At 76.6% G+C, this 21570-nt stretch carries 2 protein-coding genes; both read right to left on the minus strand.

Annotated features, from left to right (window positions below):
* Positions 1 to 5 precede the first annotated feature (5 nt).
* Complete coding sequence (locus ACFWIC_RS35005; protein ID WP_380520971.1) at positions 6 to 14735, minus strand: type I polyketide synthase; 14730 nt, start codon at positions 14733 to 14735, stop codon at positions 6 to 8.
* Positions 14736 to 14880: 145 nt separating this feature from the next.
* A complete protein-coding gene (locus ACFWIC_RS35010; protein ID WP_380520973.1) occupies positions 14881 to 21537 on the minus strand; it encodes an SDR family NAD(P)-dependent oxidoreductase in 6657 nt (2218 codons plus the stop codon).
* Between the last annotated feature and the right edge of the window lie 33 nt (positions 21538 to 21570).

The raw sequence follows: 21570 nt of genomic DNA on the forward strand, positions 1-21570 counted from the left end.
CCGGCTCACTGGGTGCCGAGCTCGTCGAGGAGGTCGAAGATCTCGTCGGCGGTCGCCGACTCGATGTCGTCGGTACCGGCGCCGTCCACGGACGCGGTCCAGGCGGCGGCGAGGGTGCGCAGCCGCTGCCCGACCGCTTCGCGGTGCCCGTCGTCGAGGGCCGCGGCCTTGAGGCGGGCCTCCAGGCCGGCGATCTCGGCGTAGAGGGCGTCGGCGGGACCGGCCCCGGGTGCCTGGTCGGGGCGGAGCAGCTCGCCGAGGTGCCGGGCGAGTGCGGTCGGCGACGGGTGGTCGAAGAGCAGGGTCGCGCTCAGGCGCAGTCCGGTCTCGGTGTGGAGCCGGTTGCGGAGCTCCACCACGGTCAGCGAGTCGAAGCCGAGTTCGAGGAACCCGCGGGTGGGCTCGACGTCCTTGGGCGACGCGTACCCGAGGATGCCGGCGGTGCGGGCCCGGACCAGGTCGAGCAGGGTCCGGTCGCGCTCCGCGTCGTTCAGCGGGGCGAGCCTGGCCGCGAGCGTCGGGGCGGGCGCGGTGTCGGTGGCCCGGCGGGGCACGGTGACGAGCCCACTCAGCAGCTCGTGGACGGGGGCGTCGCCCGCCGCGGCCCGGACCGCGCCCAGGTCGAGTGCGATCGGCACCGCCAGGGGCCGCCCGGCGGCGAGGGCGGCGTCGAAGGCGGCGAGGCCGTCGGCGGAGGTGAGGGCGCCGAAGCCGGTGCGGGACAGGCGGTCCCGGTCGGCGTCGGTGAGGGTCTCGCCCATTCCGGCGTCCCACAGGCCCCAGGCGATCGACGTCGCCGGGACGCCCTGGGCCCGCAGTTCGGTCGCGTAGGCGTCCAGGAACGTGTTGGCGGCGGCGTAGTTGGCCTGGCCGGCGTTGCCGAACAGGCCGGATGCCGAGGAGTAGAGGACGAAGGCGTCGAGCGTCCTGTCCTTCGTCGCGGCGGCGAGGTTGCGGGCTGCGTCGACCTTCGCCCGGAGGACGGCGTCGAGCCGCTCCGGGGTGAGGGACTCCAGTGTCCCGTCGTCCAGCACACCGGCGGCGTGGATCACCGCGGTCACCGGCACGTCCCACAGGGCCTCGGCGACGGCTTCCGCGTCCGCCACGTCGCAGGCCACCGCCCGGACCTTCGCCGGAGCGAGCTCCTGCGCGAGTCCGGCGTCCCCACCGGAACGGGAGAGCAGCACCAGGTCACGGACACCGTGGTTCTCGACCAGATGCCGGGCGACCAGCCGCCCCAGGGTGCCGGTCGCACCGGTCACCACGACCGTGCCGTCCCCGAACTCCACTGCCCGCGCACCGTCGACGCGGACCAGGCGCGGCACGGTGATCACCCCGTCGCGCACGACCGCCTGCGGCAGCGGGTGGAACACGTCCTCGGCCGCGTCCACCAGGTGGAGCCGGTCCGGGTGCTCGGCCTGCGCCGACCGCACCAGACCCCACAGCGCGGCGCCGTCGGCGTCGGTGATCTCCGCGCCCGCCGCACCGAACGTGCGGACCACCAGGCGTGATTCGGACCACGCCGCGTCGGCCAGCCACGACTGGAGCAGCACCAGCAACCGGGCCGCCCGCTCCCGGGCCGCACCCGCCGCCGTCGCGTCCACGATCAGCACGGGGGCCGGGGCAGGCAGCGGATCGCCCAGCGCCATCACGGCCGTGGCCGCGTCCGACGCGGAGACCTCCCGCACCACCCAGTCCAGCCCGAACAGCGACCGGAGGCCCGTCCGGACGGTGCCGACCTGCTCCGCGGTGACGGGGCGGAAGGCCAGTTCGTCGATGGTGAGCACCGGCGCACCGGTGCTGTCGAGGGCGACCAGCCGGACCGCGCTGTCGCCCACCAGGGTGAGGTGGACGCGGAGCGCGACGGCGCCGACGGCGTGCAGTCGTGCGCCGCTGATCGCGAACGGCAGGCGGACGGTCCCGTCGAACAGTCCGGTCGCGCCGATCGCGTGCAGGGCCGCGTCGAGCAGGGCCGGGTGCACGCCGAACCCGTCGGGATCCACGGCGTCCGGCCGCACCTCGGCGACCACCCGGTCGCCGTCGCGCACCGCGCCGACCAGGCCCCGGAACGTGGGGCCGTACGACAGGCCCGCGTCGGCCAGCCGTTCGTACAGGCCGTCGAGCGGGACGGGTTCGGCGCCCGGCGGCTGCGCGGGGAGCGACGACGGCGCCCCGGTGCCGGTGCCGCGGTCGTCGGTGGTGAGGTCGTCGGTGGCGAGGTGGCCGGTGGCGTGCGTGGTCCAGCCCTCGGCGCCGTCGGGCTGCGCGTAGACGGCCAAGGCGCGGCGTCCGTCGTCGCCGGGGGCCCCGACCGTGACCCGCAGCGCGACGCCACCGGTGGCCGGCAGCGAGAGCGGCACCTGGAGCAGCAGTTCGTCGAGGACGGGGGTTCCGGACCGGGCACCGGCGGCGAGGGCGATGTCGATCAGGGCGGCGCCGGGGAGGACCGTGACGCCGAAGACGGTGTGGTCGGCCAGCCAGCCCGGCGACCCGGCCGCGAGCCGCCCGGTGAACAGCAGCGCGTCGCCCTCCGGGAGCGTCACGGCCGCGCCGAGCAGCGGGTGTTCGGCCTCGTGCAGGCCGATGCCGGCCAGGTCCCCGACCGGGTCGACGACGTCGATCCAGAGCCGCTGGTGCTGGAACGGGTAGGTGGGTAGGTCGAGCACCGGCGCCGGGGCGGGGCCGAACGTGGCGGCCCAGTCGACGTCCTGGCCGGCGGCGAAGAGCCGGGCCGCCGCGGTGAGCAGCGTCTCGACCTCGCCGCGGTCGCGGCGCAGGGTCGCGACGGCGGTCCGCTCGGGGTCGGTGTCCTGCACGAGTGCGGTGAGGACGGCGTCCGGGCCGACCTCCAGGATCCGGCCCGCGTCGAGGGCGGTGACGGCGTCGGCGAAGCGGACCGGCTCACGGACCTGTCGCACCCAGTACGCCGGGTCCGACCACTGACCGGGCGCCACCGGGGCGCCGGTCACCGTGGAGACCGCGGGGACCGCCGGGTCGGCGAGGCCGAGCGTCCCGACGACCGCGCGGAACTCGTCGAGCATCGGCTCCATCAGGCGGGAGTGGAACGCGTGACTGGTCCGCAGGCGGGACGTCTTCCAGCCCCGCTCGGCAGCGAGTTCGGCGATCCGCACGATCTCGTCCTCGGCACCGGACACGACCACCGCGGCCGGGCCGTTGACCGCCGCGAGGTCGATGTCCGGGAACGCCCCGCACACCTCCCCCTCCGACGCCCCGACGGCCAGCATCGCGCCGCCCGCGGGCAGCGCCTGCATCAACCGGCCCCGCGCCGCCACCAACTTCGCCGCGTCCGCCAGGGAGAGGACCCCGGCGGCGTACGCGGCCGTGATCTCACCCACCGAGTGACCGGCGACCACGTCCGGGGTCACACCCCACGAGCGCACGAGTGCGAGCAACGCCACCTCCACCGCGAAGATCGCCGGCTGCGCCCACGCGGTCCGGTCCAACCGTTCCCGGTCGCCCAGGACCTCCCGCAGCGGAAGGTCCAGCGCCGCACACACCTCGTCGAAGGCCGTCGCGAACACCGGGAACGCCTCGGACAACTCCCGGCCCATGCCGACCCGCTGGGACCCCTGGCCGGTGAACACCACCGCCAGCCGGCCCTCGGCGGCGCGGCCGATCGCCACCGGTTCCCCGGTGCCGGGGCTCAGCAGCACCGCGCGGTGCGGCAGCACGGCGCGGCCGGTCAGCGCGTGCCCGAGGTCCCCGGGCCGGAGGTCCGGGCGGTCGCGGAGCAGGGCCGGTGTCCGCTCGACCAGTTCGGCCAGCGCCGCCGGGTCGTTGGCCGACACCACCAGCGGCACCGTGCGGGTCACGGTCGGGCGCGGCGCGACCTCCTGGGCGGGGGGTTCCTCCAGGATGACGTGGGCGTTGGTGCCGCTGATGCCGAAGGAGGAGACCCCGGCCCGGCGGGGGTGCGCGGCGCGCGGCCAGGGGCGGGCCTCGGTGAGCAGTTCCACGTCCCCGGACGCCCAGTCGACCTGGGGGGTGGGCGCGTCGACGTGCAGCGTGCGGGGCAGCACGCCGTGCCGCATCGCCTGGACCATCTTGATGATGCCGGCCGCCCCGGCCGCCGCCTGGGTGTGCCCGAGGTTCGACTTGATCGACCCGAGCCAGAGCGGCTCGCCGCCGTCCCGGTCCCGCCCGTACGTCGCCAGCAGCGCCTGGGCCTCGATGGGGTCGCCGAGTGTCGTGCCGGTGCCGTGCGCCTCGACGGCGTCGACGTCCTGCGGCGTCAGGCCGGCGTTCGCCAGCGCCTGGCGGATGACGCGCTGCTGGGACGGGCCGTTGGGGGCGGTGAGGCCGTTCGAGGCACCGTCCTGGTTCACGGCGGTGCCCCGGACGACCGCGAGCACACGGTGGCCGAGGCGCCGGGCGTCGGAGAGCCGCTCGACGAGCACCATGCCGACGCCCTCGCCCCAGCCGGTGCCGTCCGCACCCGCCGCGAAGGACTTGCACCGGCCGTCGGCCGCCAGCCCCCGCTGCCGCGAGAACCCGACGAAGGTGTCCGGGGTGGCCATCACGGTCACGCCGCCGGCCAGCGCGAGGTCGCACTCGCCGGAGCGCAGCGCCTGCGCGGCGAGGTGCAGGGCGACCAGCGAGGAGGAGCACGCGGTGTCGACCGTGACCGCCGGGCCCTCCAGGCCGAGCGTGTAGGAGATCCGGCCGGAGGCGACGCTGCCGGAGTTGCCGGTGCCGAGGAAGCCCTCGACCTCCTCGGGTACGGCGGTCAGCCGGCCGAGGTAGTCGTGGTACATCAGCCCGACGAAGACACCGGTGCGGGAGCCGCGCAGGCGCAGCGGGTCGACGCCGGCGTGCTCCAGGGTCTCCCAGGAGGATTCGAGCAGCAGGCGCTGCTGCGGGTCCATCGCCATGCCCTCGCGGGGGCTGATCCCGAACAGGCCCGGGTCGAAGTGCGCGGCCTCGTAGAGGAATCCGCCTTCGCGGGCGTAGGAGGTGCCGGGGTGGTCCGGGTCGGGGTGGTAGAGCCCCTCGACGTCCCAGCCGCGGTCGGTCGGGAACAGGCCGATGCCGTCCCGGCCCTCGTCCACCAGCTTCCACAGCTCGTCCGGAGTGGTGATCCCGCCCGGGTAGCGGCAGGCCATCCCGACGATCACGACGGGGTCGTCGTCGGCCGGGGTGGTGGCGGTCGGGGCGGGGGCCGTGACCGGGGCCGGGGCCGCGCCGGACAGTTCGGTGGTGAGGAACTCGGCGAGGGCGGTGGCGTTCGGGTAGTCGAAGATCAGGGTCGCGGGGAGCCGCAGCCCGGTCTCGGCGGTGAGCGCGTTGCGCAGCTCGACGGCGGTGAGCGAGTCGAAGCCCAGCTCGCGGAAGGCCCGGGCGACGGGGACGGCGTCGGGGCCGGGGTAGCCGAGGACGGCGGCGGCCTGGGTGCGGACGGTGGCCAGGGCGGCCTGGACCCGTTCGGCGTCCGCCAGTCCGGCGAGGTGGCGGGCCAGGGTGCCGCCGCCGGTCGCGGTCCCGGCCGTGGCGGCGCGCCGGCGCCCGGCGTTCGGGACCAGGCCGTGCAGCAGCGGGGGCAGGCCCTCGGCGCCGCGGAGCACGGCCAGGTCGAGCCGGAGCGGGACGGCGACCGGGCGGTCGGCGGCGAGGGCGGCGTCGAAGAGCGCGAGGCCGGCTTCGGCGTCCAGCGCGCCGAAGCCGCCCCGGGCCAGCCTGCGCAGGTCCGCCTCGGAGAGCGCGGCCCCGAGGCCGGCGTCCCACAGGCCCCAGGCGAGGGAGGTCGCGGGGACTCCCTGTGCGCGCAGTTCGGTCGCGTAGGCGTCCAGGAAGGCGTTGGCGGCGGCGTAGTTGGCCTGGCCGGCGTTGCCGAACAGGCCGGCCGCGGAGGAGTAGAGGACGAAGGTGCCGAGCGTCCTGTCCTTCGTCGCGGCGGCGAGGTTGCGGGCGGCGTCGACCTTCGCCCGGAAGACGGCGTCGAGCCGCTCCGGGGTGAGGTCGGTGAGCAGGCCGTCGTCGATGGCGCCGGCGGCGTGGACGACGGCGGTGACCGGCTCGTCCCGGAGCGCCGCGGCGACCGCGTCGGGGTCGGACAGGTCGCAGGCGAGCGAGCGCACCTCCGCGCCCTCGATCTCGATGCCCCCGCCGGAGCGGGTGAGCAGGAGCAGCCGGCCGACGCCGTGGGCCCGCACCAGGTGGCGGGCGACGAGGCCGCCGAGTGTGCCGGTGGCGCCGGTGACCACCACGACGCCGTCGCCGAACTCCGCGCGGCCCTCGGCGTGCAGCCGGGCCAGGCGCGGCACCTTGACCGCGCCGTCGCGGACCAGTGCCTGCGGCAGCGGGTGGAACGCGGTCTCGGCCGCGTCCAGCAGGTGGATGCGGTCCGGGTGTTCGGCCTGGGCCGACCGCACCAGGCCCCACAGGGCGGCGCCGTCGGGGTCGGTGATCTCCTCGCCGACGGCGCCGAAGGTGCGCACCACCAGCCGGGAGTCCGACCAGGCGGGGTCGGCCAGCCAGTCCTGCAGCAGCGTCAGCAGGTCGGCGGCCCGGTCGCGGGCGGCGCCGGGCGCCGTCGCGTCCACGGCGAGCACCGGCGCGGGGGCCGGCAGCGGCTCGCCGAGCGCGATCACGACCGGACGGTCGGCCGGGGAGCCGGTCGGGAGCGTGGCCGGGGCGGCCGGGTCCTGCGCGGTCCACTCGACGGTGAACAGCGAGCGGGCCGCCTCGGTGCGACCGGCCGTGGTCCCGTCCGCGCCGACCGGGCGGAAGACGAGACCCTCGACGGTGGCCACGGGAGCGCCGGCGGCGTCGACCGCGTCGACCCGGACGCTCTCGCCGGACGGCCGGAGCCGGGCGCGCAGCAGTCCGGCACCGTCGGCGTGCACGGTGACGCCCGTGAACGCGAAGGGCAGGCGGGTTTCGCCGTCGGCGGCGGCCTCGGTGTCCTCGCCGGTGCTCAGGCCGTGCAGGACGGCGTCGAGCAGCGCGGGGTGCACGCCGAACCCGTCGGGTTCGCCGGTCAGTTCCGCCTCGACGAAGAGGTCGTCGCCCTGTCGCCAGACCTCGCGCAGGCCCCGGAAGGCCGGCCCGTACGTGTAGCCGGCGACGGCCAGCCGGTCGTAGAGGTCCTCGGTGGGCAGGCGGGTCGCCCCGGCCGGCGGCCAGCCGAACGCCTCGCCGGCCGTCCGGGCCGCGCCGACGAAGCCGGTGGCGTGGACGGTCCAGGCGTCCTCGGTCCCGGCGGCGGGCTCGCCCGGGTGGGAGTGGACGGTGACCGGGCGACGGCCGGTCCCGTCCTCGGCGCCGACGCTGACCTGCACGGCGACGCTGTCCGCGGCGCCGAGCCGGAGCGGCTGCCGGAGCACCAGCTCGTCGACGGCGGGGGCGCCGACCACGGCGCCCGCGGCGAGGGCGAGTTCGAGCAGCGCCGTGCCCGGCACCAGGACGGTGCCCAGGATCGTGTGGTCGGCCAGCCAGGGCTGTGCGCGCAGCGAGAGGCGGCCGGTGAGGACGGTGCCCTCGCCGCCGGCCAGCGGCACCGCCGCCCCGAGGAGCGGGTGATCGGCCGGGCCCAGGCCGAGGCTCGCCGGGTCGGTGCCCGCGCCGGTGGTGGCCTGCGGCCAGTAGCGCTGCCGCTGGAAGGCGTAGGTCGGCAGGTCGGACAGCGGGGCGCCGGCGCCGTCGAGGACGCCCGTCCAGTCGACCTCGGCGCCCCGGGTGAACACCGTCGCGACGCCGGTCAGCAGGGTGGTGACCTCGTCCCGGTCGCGGCGCAGGGTCGGGACGGCGAGCGCGTCCGGCGCGTTGGCGCCGACCAGGGCGGTCAGCACGCCGTCCGGGCCGACCTCCAGGAAGCGGGTGACGCCCTGCGCGGTCAGCGCGGTGACGGCGTCGGCGAAGCGGACCGGGCGGCGGACCTGGTCGACCCAGTACTCGGGGTCGGTCCAGCGCAGCGGTTCCCCGGGTTCGACGGTGGAGACCGCGGCGAGCTGCGGCGCGGCGAGATCGAGCCCGCGGACGACCGCGCGGAACGCGTCCAGCATCGGCTCCATGAGCCGGGAGTGGAAGGCGTGGCTCGTCCGCAGGCGGCCGGTCTTCCAGCCGCGTTCCGCGGCCGGACCGGTGATCCGGGCGATGTCCTCGGCGGCGCCGGAGAGCACGACCGCGTCCGGCCCGTTCACCGCGGCGACGTCGACGTCCGGGAACGCCGCGCGCACCTCGGCCTCGGACGCGCCGACCGCGAGCATCGCGCCACCCGGGGGCAGCGCCTGCATGAGCCGGCCCCGGGCCGCGACCAGCACCGCCGCGTCGGGCAGGGTGAGGACCCCCGCGGCGTGGGCGGCGGTGATCTCGCCGATCGAGTGACCGGCGACGACGTCGGGCGTCACGCCCCAGTGCCGGAGCAGGGCCAGCAGCGCCGTCTCGACCGCGAACAGGGCGGGCTGCGCGTACGCGGTCCGGTCGAGCGCGTCCGGGTCGGCGAAGACGACCAGCCGCAGCGGCTCGTCGAGCAGCGGGTCGAGGTGCGCGCAGACGTCGTCGAACGCGGTCGCGAAGACCGGGAAGGCCGCGTAGAGCTGTTCGCCCATGGCGAGGCGCTGCGCGCCCTGGCCGGTGAAGAGCAGGGCGAGCCTGCCGTCGCCCGCCTCACCCCGGGCCGCGGTCTCCCGCCGCTTGAGCGCGCGGAGCAGCTGGGCCCGGTTGGGCGCCAGGTAGGCGGCCCGGTGGGTGAGTGCGGCCCGGCCCGCGGTGGTCCGGGCGAGGTCGAGGAGGTCGGTGTCCGGGCGGGAGTCGAGCCAGTCGCGGAGGCGTTCGGTCTGCGCGTCGAGGCCGGCCTCGGTGGCCGCGGAGACGACGACCGGCAGCACCGGCAGCGTGCTGCGGCCGCGCGGGCGTTCGTCCTGCTCGACGACGGCGGGCGGCTCCTCCAGGATGACGTGGGCGTTGGTGCCGCTGACGCCGAACGCGGACACGCCCGCCCGGCGGGGCTTCGGCCCGGCGGCCCAGGGCCGGGCCTCGGTCAGCAGCGCGACGGCGCCGGAGCTCCAGTCGGCCTGCGGGGTCGGCGCGTCGACGTGCAGCGTCCTGGGCAGCCGCCCGTGCCGCATGGCGAGGACCATCTTGATGATGCCGGCCGCACCGGCGGCGGACTGGGTGTGGCCGATGTTGGACTTCACCGAGCCGAGCCAGAGCGGCTCGCCGTCCCGCTCCTGGCCGTAGGTGGCCAGCAGCGCCTGGGCCTCGATCGGGTCGCCGAGTGTCGTCCCGGTGCCGTGCGCCTCGACGGCGTCGACGTCCTGCGGCGTCAGGCCGGCGTTCGCCAGGGCCTGGCGGATGACGCGCTGCTGGGACGGGCCGTTGGGGGCGGTGAGGCCGTTCGAGGCGCCGTCCTGGTTGACCGCACTGCCGCGCACGACGGCCAGCACCTCGCGCCCGGCGGCCCTCGCCGAGGACAGCCGCTCGACGAGCAGCATGCCGACGCCCTCGGCCCAGCCGGTGCCGTCGGCGGCGGCGGCGAAGGACTTGCACCGGCCGTCGGTGGCCAGCCCGCGCTGGCGGGAGAACTCGGTGAACGTGCCGGGGGTGGCCATGATCGTCACGCCGCCGACCAGTGCCATGCCGCACTCGCCCTGGCGGAGTGCCTGCGCGGCGAGGTGCAGGGCGACCAGCGAGGACGAGCAGGCGGTGTCGACGGAGACGGCCGGCCCTTCGAGGCCGAAGGTGTAGGCGATCCGCCCGGAGGCGACGCTGCCGGCGCTGCCGGTGCCGAGGTACCCGCTCAGGTCCTCGGCGCTCTCCTCCAGCAGGGAGACGTACCCCTGGTGGGTGGTGCCGACGAAGACGCCGACCTGTCGGCCGCGGAGCGCGAGCGGGTCGAGGCCGGCCCGTTCGAACGTCTCCCACGCGGTCTCCAGCAGCAGCCGCTGCTGGGGGTCCATCGCGAGGGCCTCGCGCGGGCTGATGCCGAACAGGCCCGGGTCGAAGCGGTCGGCGTCGCGGACGAAGCCGCCGTTGACGGTGTAGGAGGTGCCCGACCGGTCGGCCCGGTCGGCGTCGGGGTCGTAGAGGCCGTCGAGGTCCCACCCGCGGTCGGCCGGGAACGGGCCGATCGCGTCGGTCTCCGCCGCGACCAGGTCCCACAGCTCGTCGGGCGTGCCGACGCCGCCGGGGAAGCGGCAGGCCATCGCGGTGAGCACGATCGGGTCGTCGTCGGCGGGTACGGCCACCGACGCGGCGACCGCCGGGGCGGCCTCGACGCCGGAGACCTCCTCGCGGAGGTACCGGGCGAGCGCCAGCGGCGTCGGGTAGTCGAACGCGAGGGTCGGGGAGAGGCGCAGCCCGGTCTCGGCGGCCAGCGCGTTGCGGAGCTCGACCGCGGTGAGCGAGTCGAAGCCCAGCTCGCGGAACGGGCGCTTGACCGCGATCGCGTCGGCGGACGGGTAGCCCAGGACGTGCGCGGCGTGGCCCCGGACCAGGTCCACCAGGGCGGCCTCGCGCTGCGCCGGGGGCAGGTCGGCCAGCCGGGAGCGCCAGCCCGTCTCGGCCACCGGCACGTCGCCGGCCAGGCCGGCGACCTCCGGCAGGTCCTCCAGCAGGGGCCGGCGGCGGGCGGCGGCGAACGTCTCGACGAAGGACGCCCAGTCGACGTCGGCGACGGTGAGCAGCGGCGCGACTCCTGCGGCGGCCCGCCGCAGGACGTCGATCGCCAGGTCGGGGGCCATCGGGGCCAGTCCGCGCCGGCTCAGCGCGGCGCCGGTGTCGCCCTCGGTGGCCATGCCCGCCTCGGCCCACGGGCCCCAGGCGAGCGAGGTGGCGGCCAGGCCGCGGGCCCGGCGGCGCAGCGCCAGGGCGTCGAGGCCGGCGTTGGCGGCCGCGTAGGCGCCGCCCCAGCCGCTGCCCCAGGTGGCGGCGATCGAGGAGAACAGGACGAACGCGTCGAGCTCCGTGTCGCCGAGGAGTTCGTCGAGGTGCAGGGCCCCGGCGGTCTTCCCGGCGAGCACCGGGGCGAGCGCGGCCGCGTCGAGGTCGGCCAGGGGCGCGCCGTGCGCGATGCCCGCGGCGTGGACGACCGCGGTGAGCGGGGCCTGCGGGTCGGCGCCGGCGAGGTCGAGGAGGGCGGCGACCGCGGCGCGGTCGGCCAGGTCGGTGGCGACGAGGGTGACGCGCGCGCCGGTGGCGCGGATCTCGTCGGCCAGCTCGTGGGCACCGGGCGCGTCAGGCCCGCGCCGGCCGGCGAGGACGAGGTGGGCGGCGCCCTGGGCGGCGGCCCAGCGGGCCACCTGACCGCCGAGCGCGCCGGTGCCGCCGGTGACGAGGACGGTGCCGCGCGGCTGCCAGCCCTCGTCGGGCCCGGCCGCGGCGTGCGCGAGGCGGCGGACGAACAGGCCGGCCGGGCGGATCGCGATCTGGTCCTCGGCGTCGAGGCCGCCGGCGAGGACCGTGACGAGCCGGTCGGCGGCGCGCGGGTCGAGGGTGTCGGGGAGGTCCAGCAGGCCGCCCCAGCGGTCCGGGTACTCCAGGCCGACCACCCGGCCCAGCGCCCAGGTCTCGACCCGGGCGACACCGGTGACGCGGTCGTCGGGCCCGGTGCTGACCGCGCCGCGGGTGAGGATCCACAGGGGGGCGGTGACGGCGGCGTCCTCGACGGCCTGGGCGAGGGCGAGCGTGCCGGACAGCGCCGCGGGGACGCCGTCCTCGTCGGCCGTCTCCGAGGCGTCGCCCAGCGCGAGCAGCGAGACGACGCCGGTGACGCCGTCGAGCTCGCGCAGCCGGGCCGCGAGCGTGGCCCGGTCGGCGGCGGGGACGGTCACGACGGCGGCGCCGGCCCGGGTGAGGACCTCCTCGACGCCGTCGGCGGCATCGGTGGCGGCGGCATCGGTGGCGGCGGGCGCGACCAGGACCCAGGTGCCGGTGAGGGGCCGGGAGGTCGGGTCGGGCAGCGCCGTCCAGGTCTCCCGGTAGCACCAGCCGTCGGCCACGTCCCGCTGCTGCTTGCGGCGGCGCCAGGAGGAGAGCGCCGGGACGAGCGCGCCGAGTGTCTCCCGGTGGGCCTCGGCGTCGATGCGCAGCTCGTTGGCGACGACGCTGAGGTCGGCGGAGTCGATCGCGGCCCAGAAGCCGGCGTCCGCGTCCGTCGCTGCGACGGCCTCGCGGGGGGTCGGACGGAGCCAGTACCGCTGGTGGGAGAAGGGGTAGGTGGGCAGGTCGGTCGGGCGGGCGCCGGTGCCGTCGAAGAGGACCCGCCAGGTGACGGGCTGCCCGTGGACGAACAATTCGGCGACGGCGGTGAGCAGCGTGGTGGCCTCGTCGCGGTCGCGGCGCAGGGCGGCGACAGCGACCGTGTCGGGGCCGCTCTCGCGGGCGATCAGCGCGGTCAGGACGCCGTCGGGGCCGAGTTCGAGGACCCGGTCCGCGTCGAGGGCGGTGACGGCGTCGGCGAAGCGGACCGGGCGGCGGACCTGGTCGACCCAGTACTCCGGGTCCGACCACTGACCGGGCGTCACGGCCTCGCCCGTCACCGTCGAGACGGCGGGAAGCACCGGGTCGTGGAAGGCCAGACCGCTCACCACGGCCCGGAACTCCGCCAGCATCGGCTCCATCAGCCGGGAGTGGAACGCGTGACTCGTCCGCAGCCTCGACGTCTTCCAACCCCGCTCGGCAGCGAGTCCGGCGATCCGCACGATCTCGTCCTCGGCGCCCGACACGACCACCGCGGCCGGGCCGTTGACCGCCGCGAGGTCGATGTCCGGGAACGCCCCGCACACCTCGGCCTCCGACGCCCCGACGGCCAGCATCGCGCCACCCGACGGCAGCGCCTGCATCAACCGGCCCCGCGCCGCCACCAGCTTCGCCGCATCCGCCAGGGAAAGAACCCCGGCAGCGTGGGCGGCCGTGATCTCACCCACCGAGTGACCCGCCACGACATCCGGCGTCACACCCCACGAACGGACCAGCGCCAGCAGCGCCACCTCCACCGCGAAGATCGCCGGCTGCGCCGAACCCGTCCGGTCCAGCGACTCCGCGTCCAGCCCGTGCAGCCTCAGCCCCAGCGCCTCGCACGCCTCGTCATAGGCGGTCGCGAACACCGGGAACGCCTCCGACAACCCGCGACCCATGCCAACCCGCTGCGACCCCTGACCGGTGAACACCACCGCCAGCCGGCCCTCGACCGCCGTGCCCCGCACCACCGCGTCGCCCAGCAGCACGGCCCGCTGCTCCTGCACCGGCCGCGCGGTCAGGGCCACCCCGATGTCCGACGGATCCGCGGTCAGCGCCCGCACCCGCCGGACCTGGGCCTCCAGCGAATCGGCGGAGCGTGCGGTCACCACCAGCGGCACCACCGGCAGCGGGGTCGCCGCCACCGGCTCGCCCGCCGGCACCGGCGCGGGTGCCTCCTCCACGATCACGTGCGCGTTGGTCCCGCTGATCCCGAAGGACGACACACCGGCACGGCGGGGCCGCTCGCCCGCCGGCCAGGGCCGTGCCTCCGTCAGCAGCTCCACCGACCCGGCCGACCAATCGACCTGGGACGACGGCGCGTCCACGTGCAGCGTCCGGGGAAGGACCCCGTGCCGCATCGACTGCACCATCTTGATGATCCCGGCGACACCGGCCGCCGCCTGCGTGTGCCCGATGTTCGACTTCAGCGACCCCAGGCGGAGCGGCTCGCCGCCGGCCCGGTCCTGGCCGTACGTCGCCAGCAGCGCCTGGGCCTCGATCGGGTCGCCCAGCCGGGTCCCCGTGCCGTGCGCCTCCACCGCGTCCACGTCGGCCGGGGAGAGACCGGCCGACACCAGGGCCTGGAGGATGGCGCGCTGCTGGGCGCCACCGTTCGGCGCGGTCAGGCCGTTGGACGCGCCGTCCTGGTTGACCGCGCTGCCCCGGATCACCGCGAGGACGGGGTGCCCCAGGCGCTGCGCGTCCGAGAGGCGCTCGACCAGCAGCATGCCGACGCCCTCGCCCCAGCCGGTGCCGTCCGCGCCCTCCGCGAAGGACTTGCACCGGCCGTCGGCGGCGAGACCGCCCTGCTTGGCGAACTGGCCGAAGGAGTCCGGGGTCGACATGACCGCCACGCCGCCGGTGAGTGCGATCGAGCACTCCCGGCTGCGCAGGGCGCGACAGGCCAGGTGCAGGGCGACCAGCGAGGAGGAGCAGGCGGTGTCGATGGTGACGGCCGGGCCCTCCAGGCCGAACGTGTAGGCCAGCCGGCCGGAGAGGACGGCCGGGGCGGTGCCGGTGAGCAGGTGGCCGAGGACGCCGTCGGGCAGGTCCTCGACGTACGAGCTGTACCCCAGGTAGCTGCCGCCGACGAAGACGCCGGCCTGGGTGCCGCGCAGCGTCGCCGGGTCGATCCGGGCGTTCTCGAAGGTCTCCCAGGCCACTTCGAGCAGGACCCGCTGCTGCGGGTCCATCGCCAGCGCCTCGCGCGGGCTGATCCCGAAGAACGCGGGGTCGAAGTCGCCGGCGTCGTGGAGGAAACCGCCGGTGCGGACGTCGTCCTCGGCCGCCGCGGCCGGGGCGAACCAGCCCTCCCAGCCCCGGTCCGTGGGAAACCCGGAGACGGCGTCCCGGCCCTCGTCCACCAAGGCCCAGAGGTCCTCGGGGGAGGACACCCCGCCGGGGTACCGGCACCCCATCGCCACGACGGCGATCGGCTCCTGTTCCGCGGATTCCAGCTCGGTGAGGCGCCGGCGGGTCTGGGCCAGGTCCGCGCTCACCAACTTGAGGTAATCGCGAAGGGTTTCCTCAGTTGCCATTCAGCTTCACCTCTGCGGATGACCGAACGCACGTCGAATCGAGCGACGTCCGAAATCGAAGGCCTCGAAAAGCAGCCCGACGCTGAGGCTAGGAGCTCCGGATTGCCACCCGGAACCCCTAGCGCTCCCCTAGGGGCCTGCCCGCTCAGGCCCGTCCGAGCTGCGAGTCGATGAACTTCAGCAGGTCGTCGTCGGAATCCCCGGAGGGCGTCCCCGGCGCCGCCGCGGACGCCTCGGAACCCCCCGCGTCCAGCAGGGACAGCAGCGAACGGAGTTTGATCCGCAGCTTGGTCCCGGTGATCGTGTCCGGGGTGGATCCGGTGAGCCGCTGCTCTATGCCGTCGAGTTCGTCGAGGACCGAACGGGAATTGTCCGGAACCATGTGAATTCGCAGATACGCCGCGAGTGCGGCGGGCGTGGGATGGTCGAAGACCAGTGTCGCCGGGCACCGCAACCCGGTCGACGCATTCACCCGGTTGCGCAGCTCGACGGCCGTGACCGAGTCGAATCCGATTTCCCGGAAAGCACGGTCCGGCGGAATCCTGTCGGCGCGGGAAATGCCGATGACGGCCGCGATGTGTCCCCACAGCAGGTCGACCAGTTCGCGCTCGGCGTCCTCGGGCGGCAGGGCGGCCAGGCGGTCGCGGAGCGCGGCGGCGGCGTCGGTGTCCTCGGGCCGGTCCGGGCCGCGGTCGGCGGCGGCCTCCAGCTCGCTCAGGAGGCGGCCGGTCCGGGCCAGGCCGAACGCCGGCAGGAACCGGGCCCAGTCGACGTCCGCGACGACCAGCGACGCCGGTGCGGCGGCCAGTTCGGCCACCGCCCGGCCGGGGTCCAGCGGCCGGATGCCGAGCCGGAGCAGCGAGCCGTCCGCCGCCGCCGTGGCGGCGATCCCGCCGCCCGCCCACGGTGACCAGGCGACGGCCGTGGCCGGCCGGCCCTGGGCGCGGCGCCGGTCGGCGAACGCGTCGAGGAAGGCGTCGGCGGCCGCGTAGGCGGGGTGCCGGGCGGTGCCCCAGACGCCGGCCACGGACGTGAAGACGACGAACGCGTCCAGCTCGGTGCCGGCCAGGAGCTCGTCCAGGAGGAGCGCCCCGGTGACGCGGGCGCCCGTCACGGCCGCGGTCTCGGCCGCTGTCAGGTCGGCGACGGGGGTGTCCTGGGCGACGCCCGCCGCGTGCACGACGGCGCTGAGGTCGGCGGGGAGGCCGGCGACGAGCGAGTCCACCTGCTCCCGGACGGTGAGGTCGCAGGCGACGACGGTCACCTGCGCGCCGGTCTCGGCGAGTTCCGCGCGAAGGGCTTCGGCTCCGGGGGCGTCCGGGCCCCGGAGCCCGGCCAGGACCACGCCGGTCGCGCCGTTGCGGACGGCCCAGCGGGCGGTGTGCCCGCCCAGTGCGCCGGTGCCGCCGGTGATCAGGACGGTTCCGCGCGGACGCCAGCCGGCTTCGGCCGTCGCCGGGGCGGGCCGCAGGCGGCGGCCCCAGGGCTGCCCGTCGCGGAGCGCGATCTGGTCCTCGCCGCCCGTCGTGGCGAGGAGCGCGGCGAGCCCGTCGGCGGCGGGGCCCGTCGCGGTGAGCCCGTCGGCGCCGGCCTCGGGCAGGTCGACCAGGCCGCCCCACCGGCCGGGGTGTTCGAGTGCGGCGACCCGGCCGAGGCCCCAGACCTGGGCCTGCGCGAGGCTGCGCACCGGTTCGCCGCCGACGGCGACGGCGCCGCTGGTGACGATCCACAGCGGGGCGTCCACGCCGTCCAGCATCTGCACCAGGGAGACGGTGTCCGCGAGGCCGCGCGGTACGGCCGGGTGGTCGGGATGCGGGCGCTCGTCGAGCGCCAGCAGGGACACGACGCCCGCGGTCCCGCCGGGCGGGACGTCGTCGCCCGCGCCGGCGGTCACCACGTCCGCACCGGCCGAGGCCAGGTGCGCCGTGACGGCCGCCACGAGCGGGTGGGGTACGGCGGGTGCGACGACCAGCCAGCGGCCGGTGAGCCGGGCACCGGCGCCGGGCGTCACGGGGGCCCAGCCGACGGTGTGGCGCAGGCCGGTGTCCCGGGTGAGGGGCTCGCCCGCGTGGTCCGGCGAGAGCCAGTAGCGGCGGTGCTGGAAGGGGTAGGTGGGCAGGTCGGGCAGGCGGCGGCCGTCGGTGGGCCAGGCCCGCCAGTCGACCTCGATCCCGCGGACCCACGCCTCGCCGAGTGCGCGGATCCGCCCGGCCGGGCCGTCCTCGCCCCGGCGGAGCGTCCCCCAGATCCCGGCGTCGGGGGCGCACTGCTCCAGGGCCATGGTGAGCACCGGGTGCCCGGAGACCTCGGCGAACAGCCGGAAGCCGTTCGCCGCCAGCTTCTCCACGACCGGCGCGAAGCGGACCTGTTCCCGCAGGTTCGACCACCAGTAGGCGGCGTCCACCGGTTCGGTGACCTGCTCCCCCGTCACCGTCGAGTACCACGGGATGCGCGGGGCCGCGCCGCGCACCTCGCCCAGTGCGGCCGACACGGCCTCACGCGCGGGCTCCACCTGCGGCGAGTGCGACGCGTACCCGACGCCGACCAGCCGGGCCCGGACTGCGCGGCTCTCGCACCAGGGCACGAACGCCTCGACGAGCGGCCGCTCGCCCGCCACCACCACCTGCGACGGGGAGTTCACGGCGGCCACCACCAGGCCGGCCCACTCCGGGCCCGCCAGCCAGTCCGCGACGTCGTCGGGCGTGGCGCCGACGGAGGCCATGCCGCCGTGCCCGTCCAGTCCGACCAGCGCCCCGGAACGCGCCGCGACCACCCGCGCCCCGTCCTCGATCGTGAGCGCCCCCGCCACCACCGCGGCGACCACCTCACCCTGCGAGTGACCCACCACCGCGGCGGGCACCACGCCGTACGACTCCCACCACGCCGTGAGGGCGACACCCACCGCCCACAGCACCGGCTGCACCACCTCCACCCGCGCCAACCAGTCGTCCCCGCCCCGCAGCACCGCCTCCACCGAGAACCCCGTCAACGGCAACAGCGCCGCATCACACTCCCGCAGACGATCCGCGAACGCTCGCGACTCCAGCAGCCCCACCGCCATACCCAGCCACTGACCACCCTGACCCGGATACACGAACACCACGTCCGAGCTGCCCGACGGCGACCCGGCGACCGGGCCCAGACCCGCGGCCACCGCCTCCAGACCCTCCGCGTCCCACGCCACCGCCCGCACCGGGAGCGCCGCCCGGCCCACCAGCGTCGCTCCGACGTCGGCCGGGGAAGCCCCGGCGGTGAGGACGTCCCGCAGCGCCAGGGCCTGGGCGCGGACCGCGCCGTCGTCGGCGCCGGACAGCGGCAGCGGTACCGGCCGGCCCGGCTCGGGCTCCCCCTGCGACCCGGACTGCGACCCGGACTTCGGCTCGGACTTCGGCTCGGGCTGCGTCCCGGCCTCGGGCCGGGGCCGGGACGCCTCCGGTGCTTCTTCGAGGATGACGTGCGAGTTCGTCCCGCTGACGCCGAACGCTGACACCCCGGCCCGGCGCGGCCGGCCGGTCCTCGGCCAGGGGCGGGCCTCGGTGAGCAGCTCGACGCCGCCCAGCGCCCAGTCGATGTGCGGGGAGGGCTCGTCGACGTGCAGCGTCTTCGGCAGCACGCCGTGCCGCATCGCCATCACCGTCTTCATCAGCCCGGCCATGCCGGCCGCCGCCTGGGTGTGGCCGATGTTCGACTTCACCGACCCGAGCCAGAGCGGGTCGCCGGTGCGGCCGGCTCCGTAGGTGGCCAGCAGCGCGTTGGCCTCGATCGGGTCGCCCAGCGTGGTGCCCGTCCCGTGCGCCTCGACCGCGTCGATGTCGGCGGGTTCGAGGCGCGCGTCGGCCAGCGCCCGGAGGATGACCTTCTGCTGGGAGGGGCCGCTCGGCGCGGTCAGGCCGTTGGACGCACCGTCCTGGTTGACCGCGCTGCCCCGGACCACGGCGAGGACCGGGTGACCCAGTCGCTGCGCGTCCGAGAGCCGCTCGACCACCAGCACGCCGACGCCCTCGCCCCAGCCGGTGCCGTCCGCGGCGGCGGCGAAGGACTTGCAGCGGCCGTCGCCGGCCAGCCCGCCCTTCCGGCTGAACTCGACGAACGGGCCGGGCGTCGACATGACCGTGACGCCGCCCACCAGCGCGAGGTCGCACTCACCGGCCCGCAGCGCCTGCCCGGCCAGGTGCAGCGCGACCAGCGACGAGGAGCAGCCGGTGTCGACGGTCATCGCGGGGCCTTCGAGGCCGAACGTGTACGAGACCCGCCCGGACAGGACGCTGGCCGCGTTGCCGGTGCCGAGGTGGCCCTCCAGCTCGCTGGGGAAGACGCCCATCGACCACAGGTAGTCCGAGCCGTTCGTTCCGGCGAACATGCCGGTCCGGGTGCCGTGCAGGCCCAGCGGGTCCAGGCCGCCGCGTTCCAGGGCCTCCCAGGCGCACTCCAGCAGCAGCCGCTGCTGCGGGTCCATCGCGACGGCCTCGCGCGGCGTGATCCCGAACAGGCGGGCGTCGAAGCCGGCGACGTCGTCGAGGAACCCGCCCTCGCTGGTGTAGGTGGTGCCGCGCACCGCCGAGTCCGCGTTGACCAGGTCCCCGAGGTACCAGCCGCGGTCGGTGGGGAACGGTGACATCGCGTCGACGCCGTCGGTCACCAGTCGCCACAGGTCCTCCGGCGAGCCGACGCCGCCCGGGAAGCGGCAGCTCATCGCGGTGATCGCCAGGGGCTCGCCCCGGTCGGCCGTGGTGACGGCGACGGCGGGTGCGGGGGCGGCGGTGCCGCCGGCCCGGGCCAGCAGGTGCGCGGCCAGCGCGGCGGCGTTCGGGTGGTCGAAGACGACCGTGGCCGACAACGGCAGGCCGGTCTCGGCGCGCAGCCGGTTGCGCAGGTCGACGGCGGTCAGCGAGTCGAAGCCCAGCTCGCGGAACGGCCTGCGGGGTGCGATGTCGTCGACGGAGGGGTGGCCGAGCACGGCGGCGGCGCCGGACCGGACGCAGGCGAGGACGATCCGTTCCTGCTCGGCGACGGGCAGGCCCGCCAGGCGGGCGGCGAGACCTGACCCGTCCCCGGTGGGCTCCGCCGCCTGCGCCAGCGCGTCCCGGACGGCGGGGATGTCGCCGATCAGCGGCCGGGGCCGCTCGGCGGTGAAGAGTTCGGTGAAGCGCGGCCAGTCGACGTCGGCCACGCAGATCGTGGTGTCGTCCTGGGCGACCGCGCGGCGCAGCGCCTCGATCGCGAGTTCCGGCGCCATCTGGACGATGCCGCGCCGGCGCAGCTGGGCCCCGACCTCGGCCGAGGCCATCCCGGCCTCGTCCCACGAGCCCCAGGCGACGGCGGTCATCCTGCCGCCGCGGGCCCGCCGCTGCTCGGCGAGCGCGTCCAGGGCGGCGTTGGCGGCCGCGTAGGCGGCGTGCGCCTGACTGCCCCAGACGCCGGACATGGACGAGAAGGTGACGAACGCGTCCACGTCGCCGACCAGGGCGTCGAGGTGGACGGCGCCGGCGACCTTCCCCGCGAGCAGGCGCTCGACGAGGGCGACGTCGGTCTCGTCGAACGGCACGTTCGCGCCGGTCCCGGCCGCGTGCACGACGGCGTCGACGGGGCCGGCCTCGGCCAGCAGCGCCTCGACGGAGGCCCGGTCGGCCAGGTCGCACGCGACGATCCGGACCTCGGGGCAGAGCGCGGCCAGGTCGTCGCCCAGCCGGGCGGCGCCGGGCGCCCCGGGGCCGCGCCGGCTGGTCAGGACGATCCGTTCGGCGCCGTTCGCGGCGGCCCATCGGGCGATCCGGGAGCCGAGCGCGCCGGTGCCGCCGGTGACCAGGACGGTGCCCCGGGGCCGCCAGCCCTCCCCGCCCCGGCGGGCCGGCGCCGGGGTGATCCGGCGGGTCCACAGTCCGTCGGCGCGGATCGCGAGCTGGTCCTCCGCGCCCAGGGCGCCGGCGAGGACGGCGGCGAGGATCTCCTCGGAGCGGGCGTCCGGCGTCTCGGGCAGGTCGACCAGTCCGCCCCAGCGGCCGGGCAGTTCGAGCCCGGCGATCCGGCCCAGGCCCCAGACCTCGGCCTGGGCGAGGCTGAGCGGGGCGCCGCCGACGCCGACCGCGCCCCGGGTGAGGACCCAGGCGGGGGCGTCGATCCCGGCGTCGCCGAGTGCCTGGAGCAGCGTCAGCGAGCCGGCGACGGCGCGTGCGACCAGGGGGTGGTCCGGCACCGGCCTCTCGTCGAGGGCCAGCAGCGACACCACGCCGTCGTACGGCCCGGAGGGCAGGGCGGCGGCCATCGCGGCCCGGTCGGCGGCGGCGTCCAGGACCAGCACGTCGGCGTCCGGGAGGAGGCCGTCCGGCACGGGGGTGTCGACGCCCTCGGGCCTGACGAGCAGCCACCGGCCCTCGGGGCGCCCCGGTCCGGAGGCGGGCGCGGAGGCGGGGGTGGGGGTGGGGACGGGCAGCGGGACCCAGCCGACCGCGTACCGCCAACCGTCGATCGTGGACGCCAGCTTCCGGCGCGCCCGCCAGGACGCCAGCCCGTCGAGCACCGGTTCGACGGCGTCGGCGGTCAGGCCGAGTTCGTCGGCGAGCGACTCGGCGCCGCCCTCGACGGCGTTCCAGAACTCCGGGTCGCCGCCCTGGTCGCGGCGCTGCTCCTCGGGCGTCAGCCAGTGCCGGCGGCGCTGGAAGGGGTAGGTCGGCAGGTCGGGCAGCGGGCGCAGGCCGGAGAACCACGGGGACCAGTCGACGCGGACGCCCCGCGTCCAGGCGTCGCCGAGCGCGCGGATCTGCCCGGCCGGGCCGTCCTCGCCCCGGCGCAGCGTCCCCCACACCCCCGCGTCCGGAGCGCACTGCTCCAGCGCCAC

The sequence above is a fragment of the Kitasatospora sp. NPDC127035 genome (genome assembly GCF_042726075.1).
Lineage (GTDB): Bacteria > Actinomycetota > Actinomycetes > Streptomycetales > Streptomycetaceae > Kitasatospora.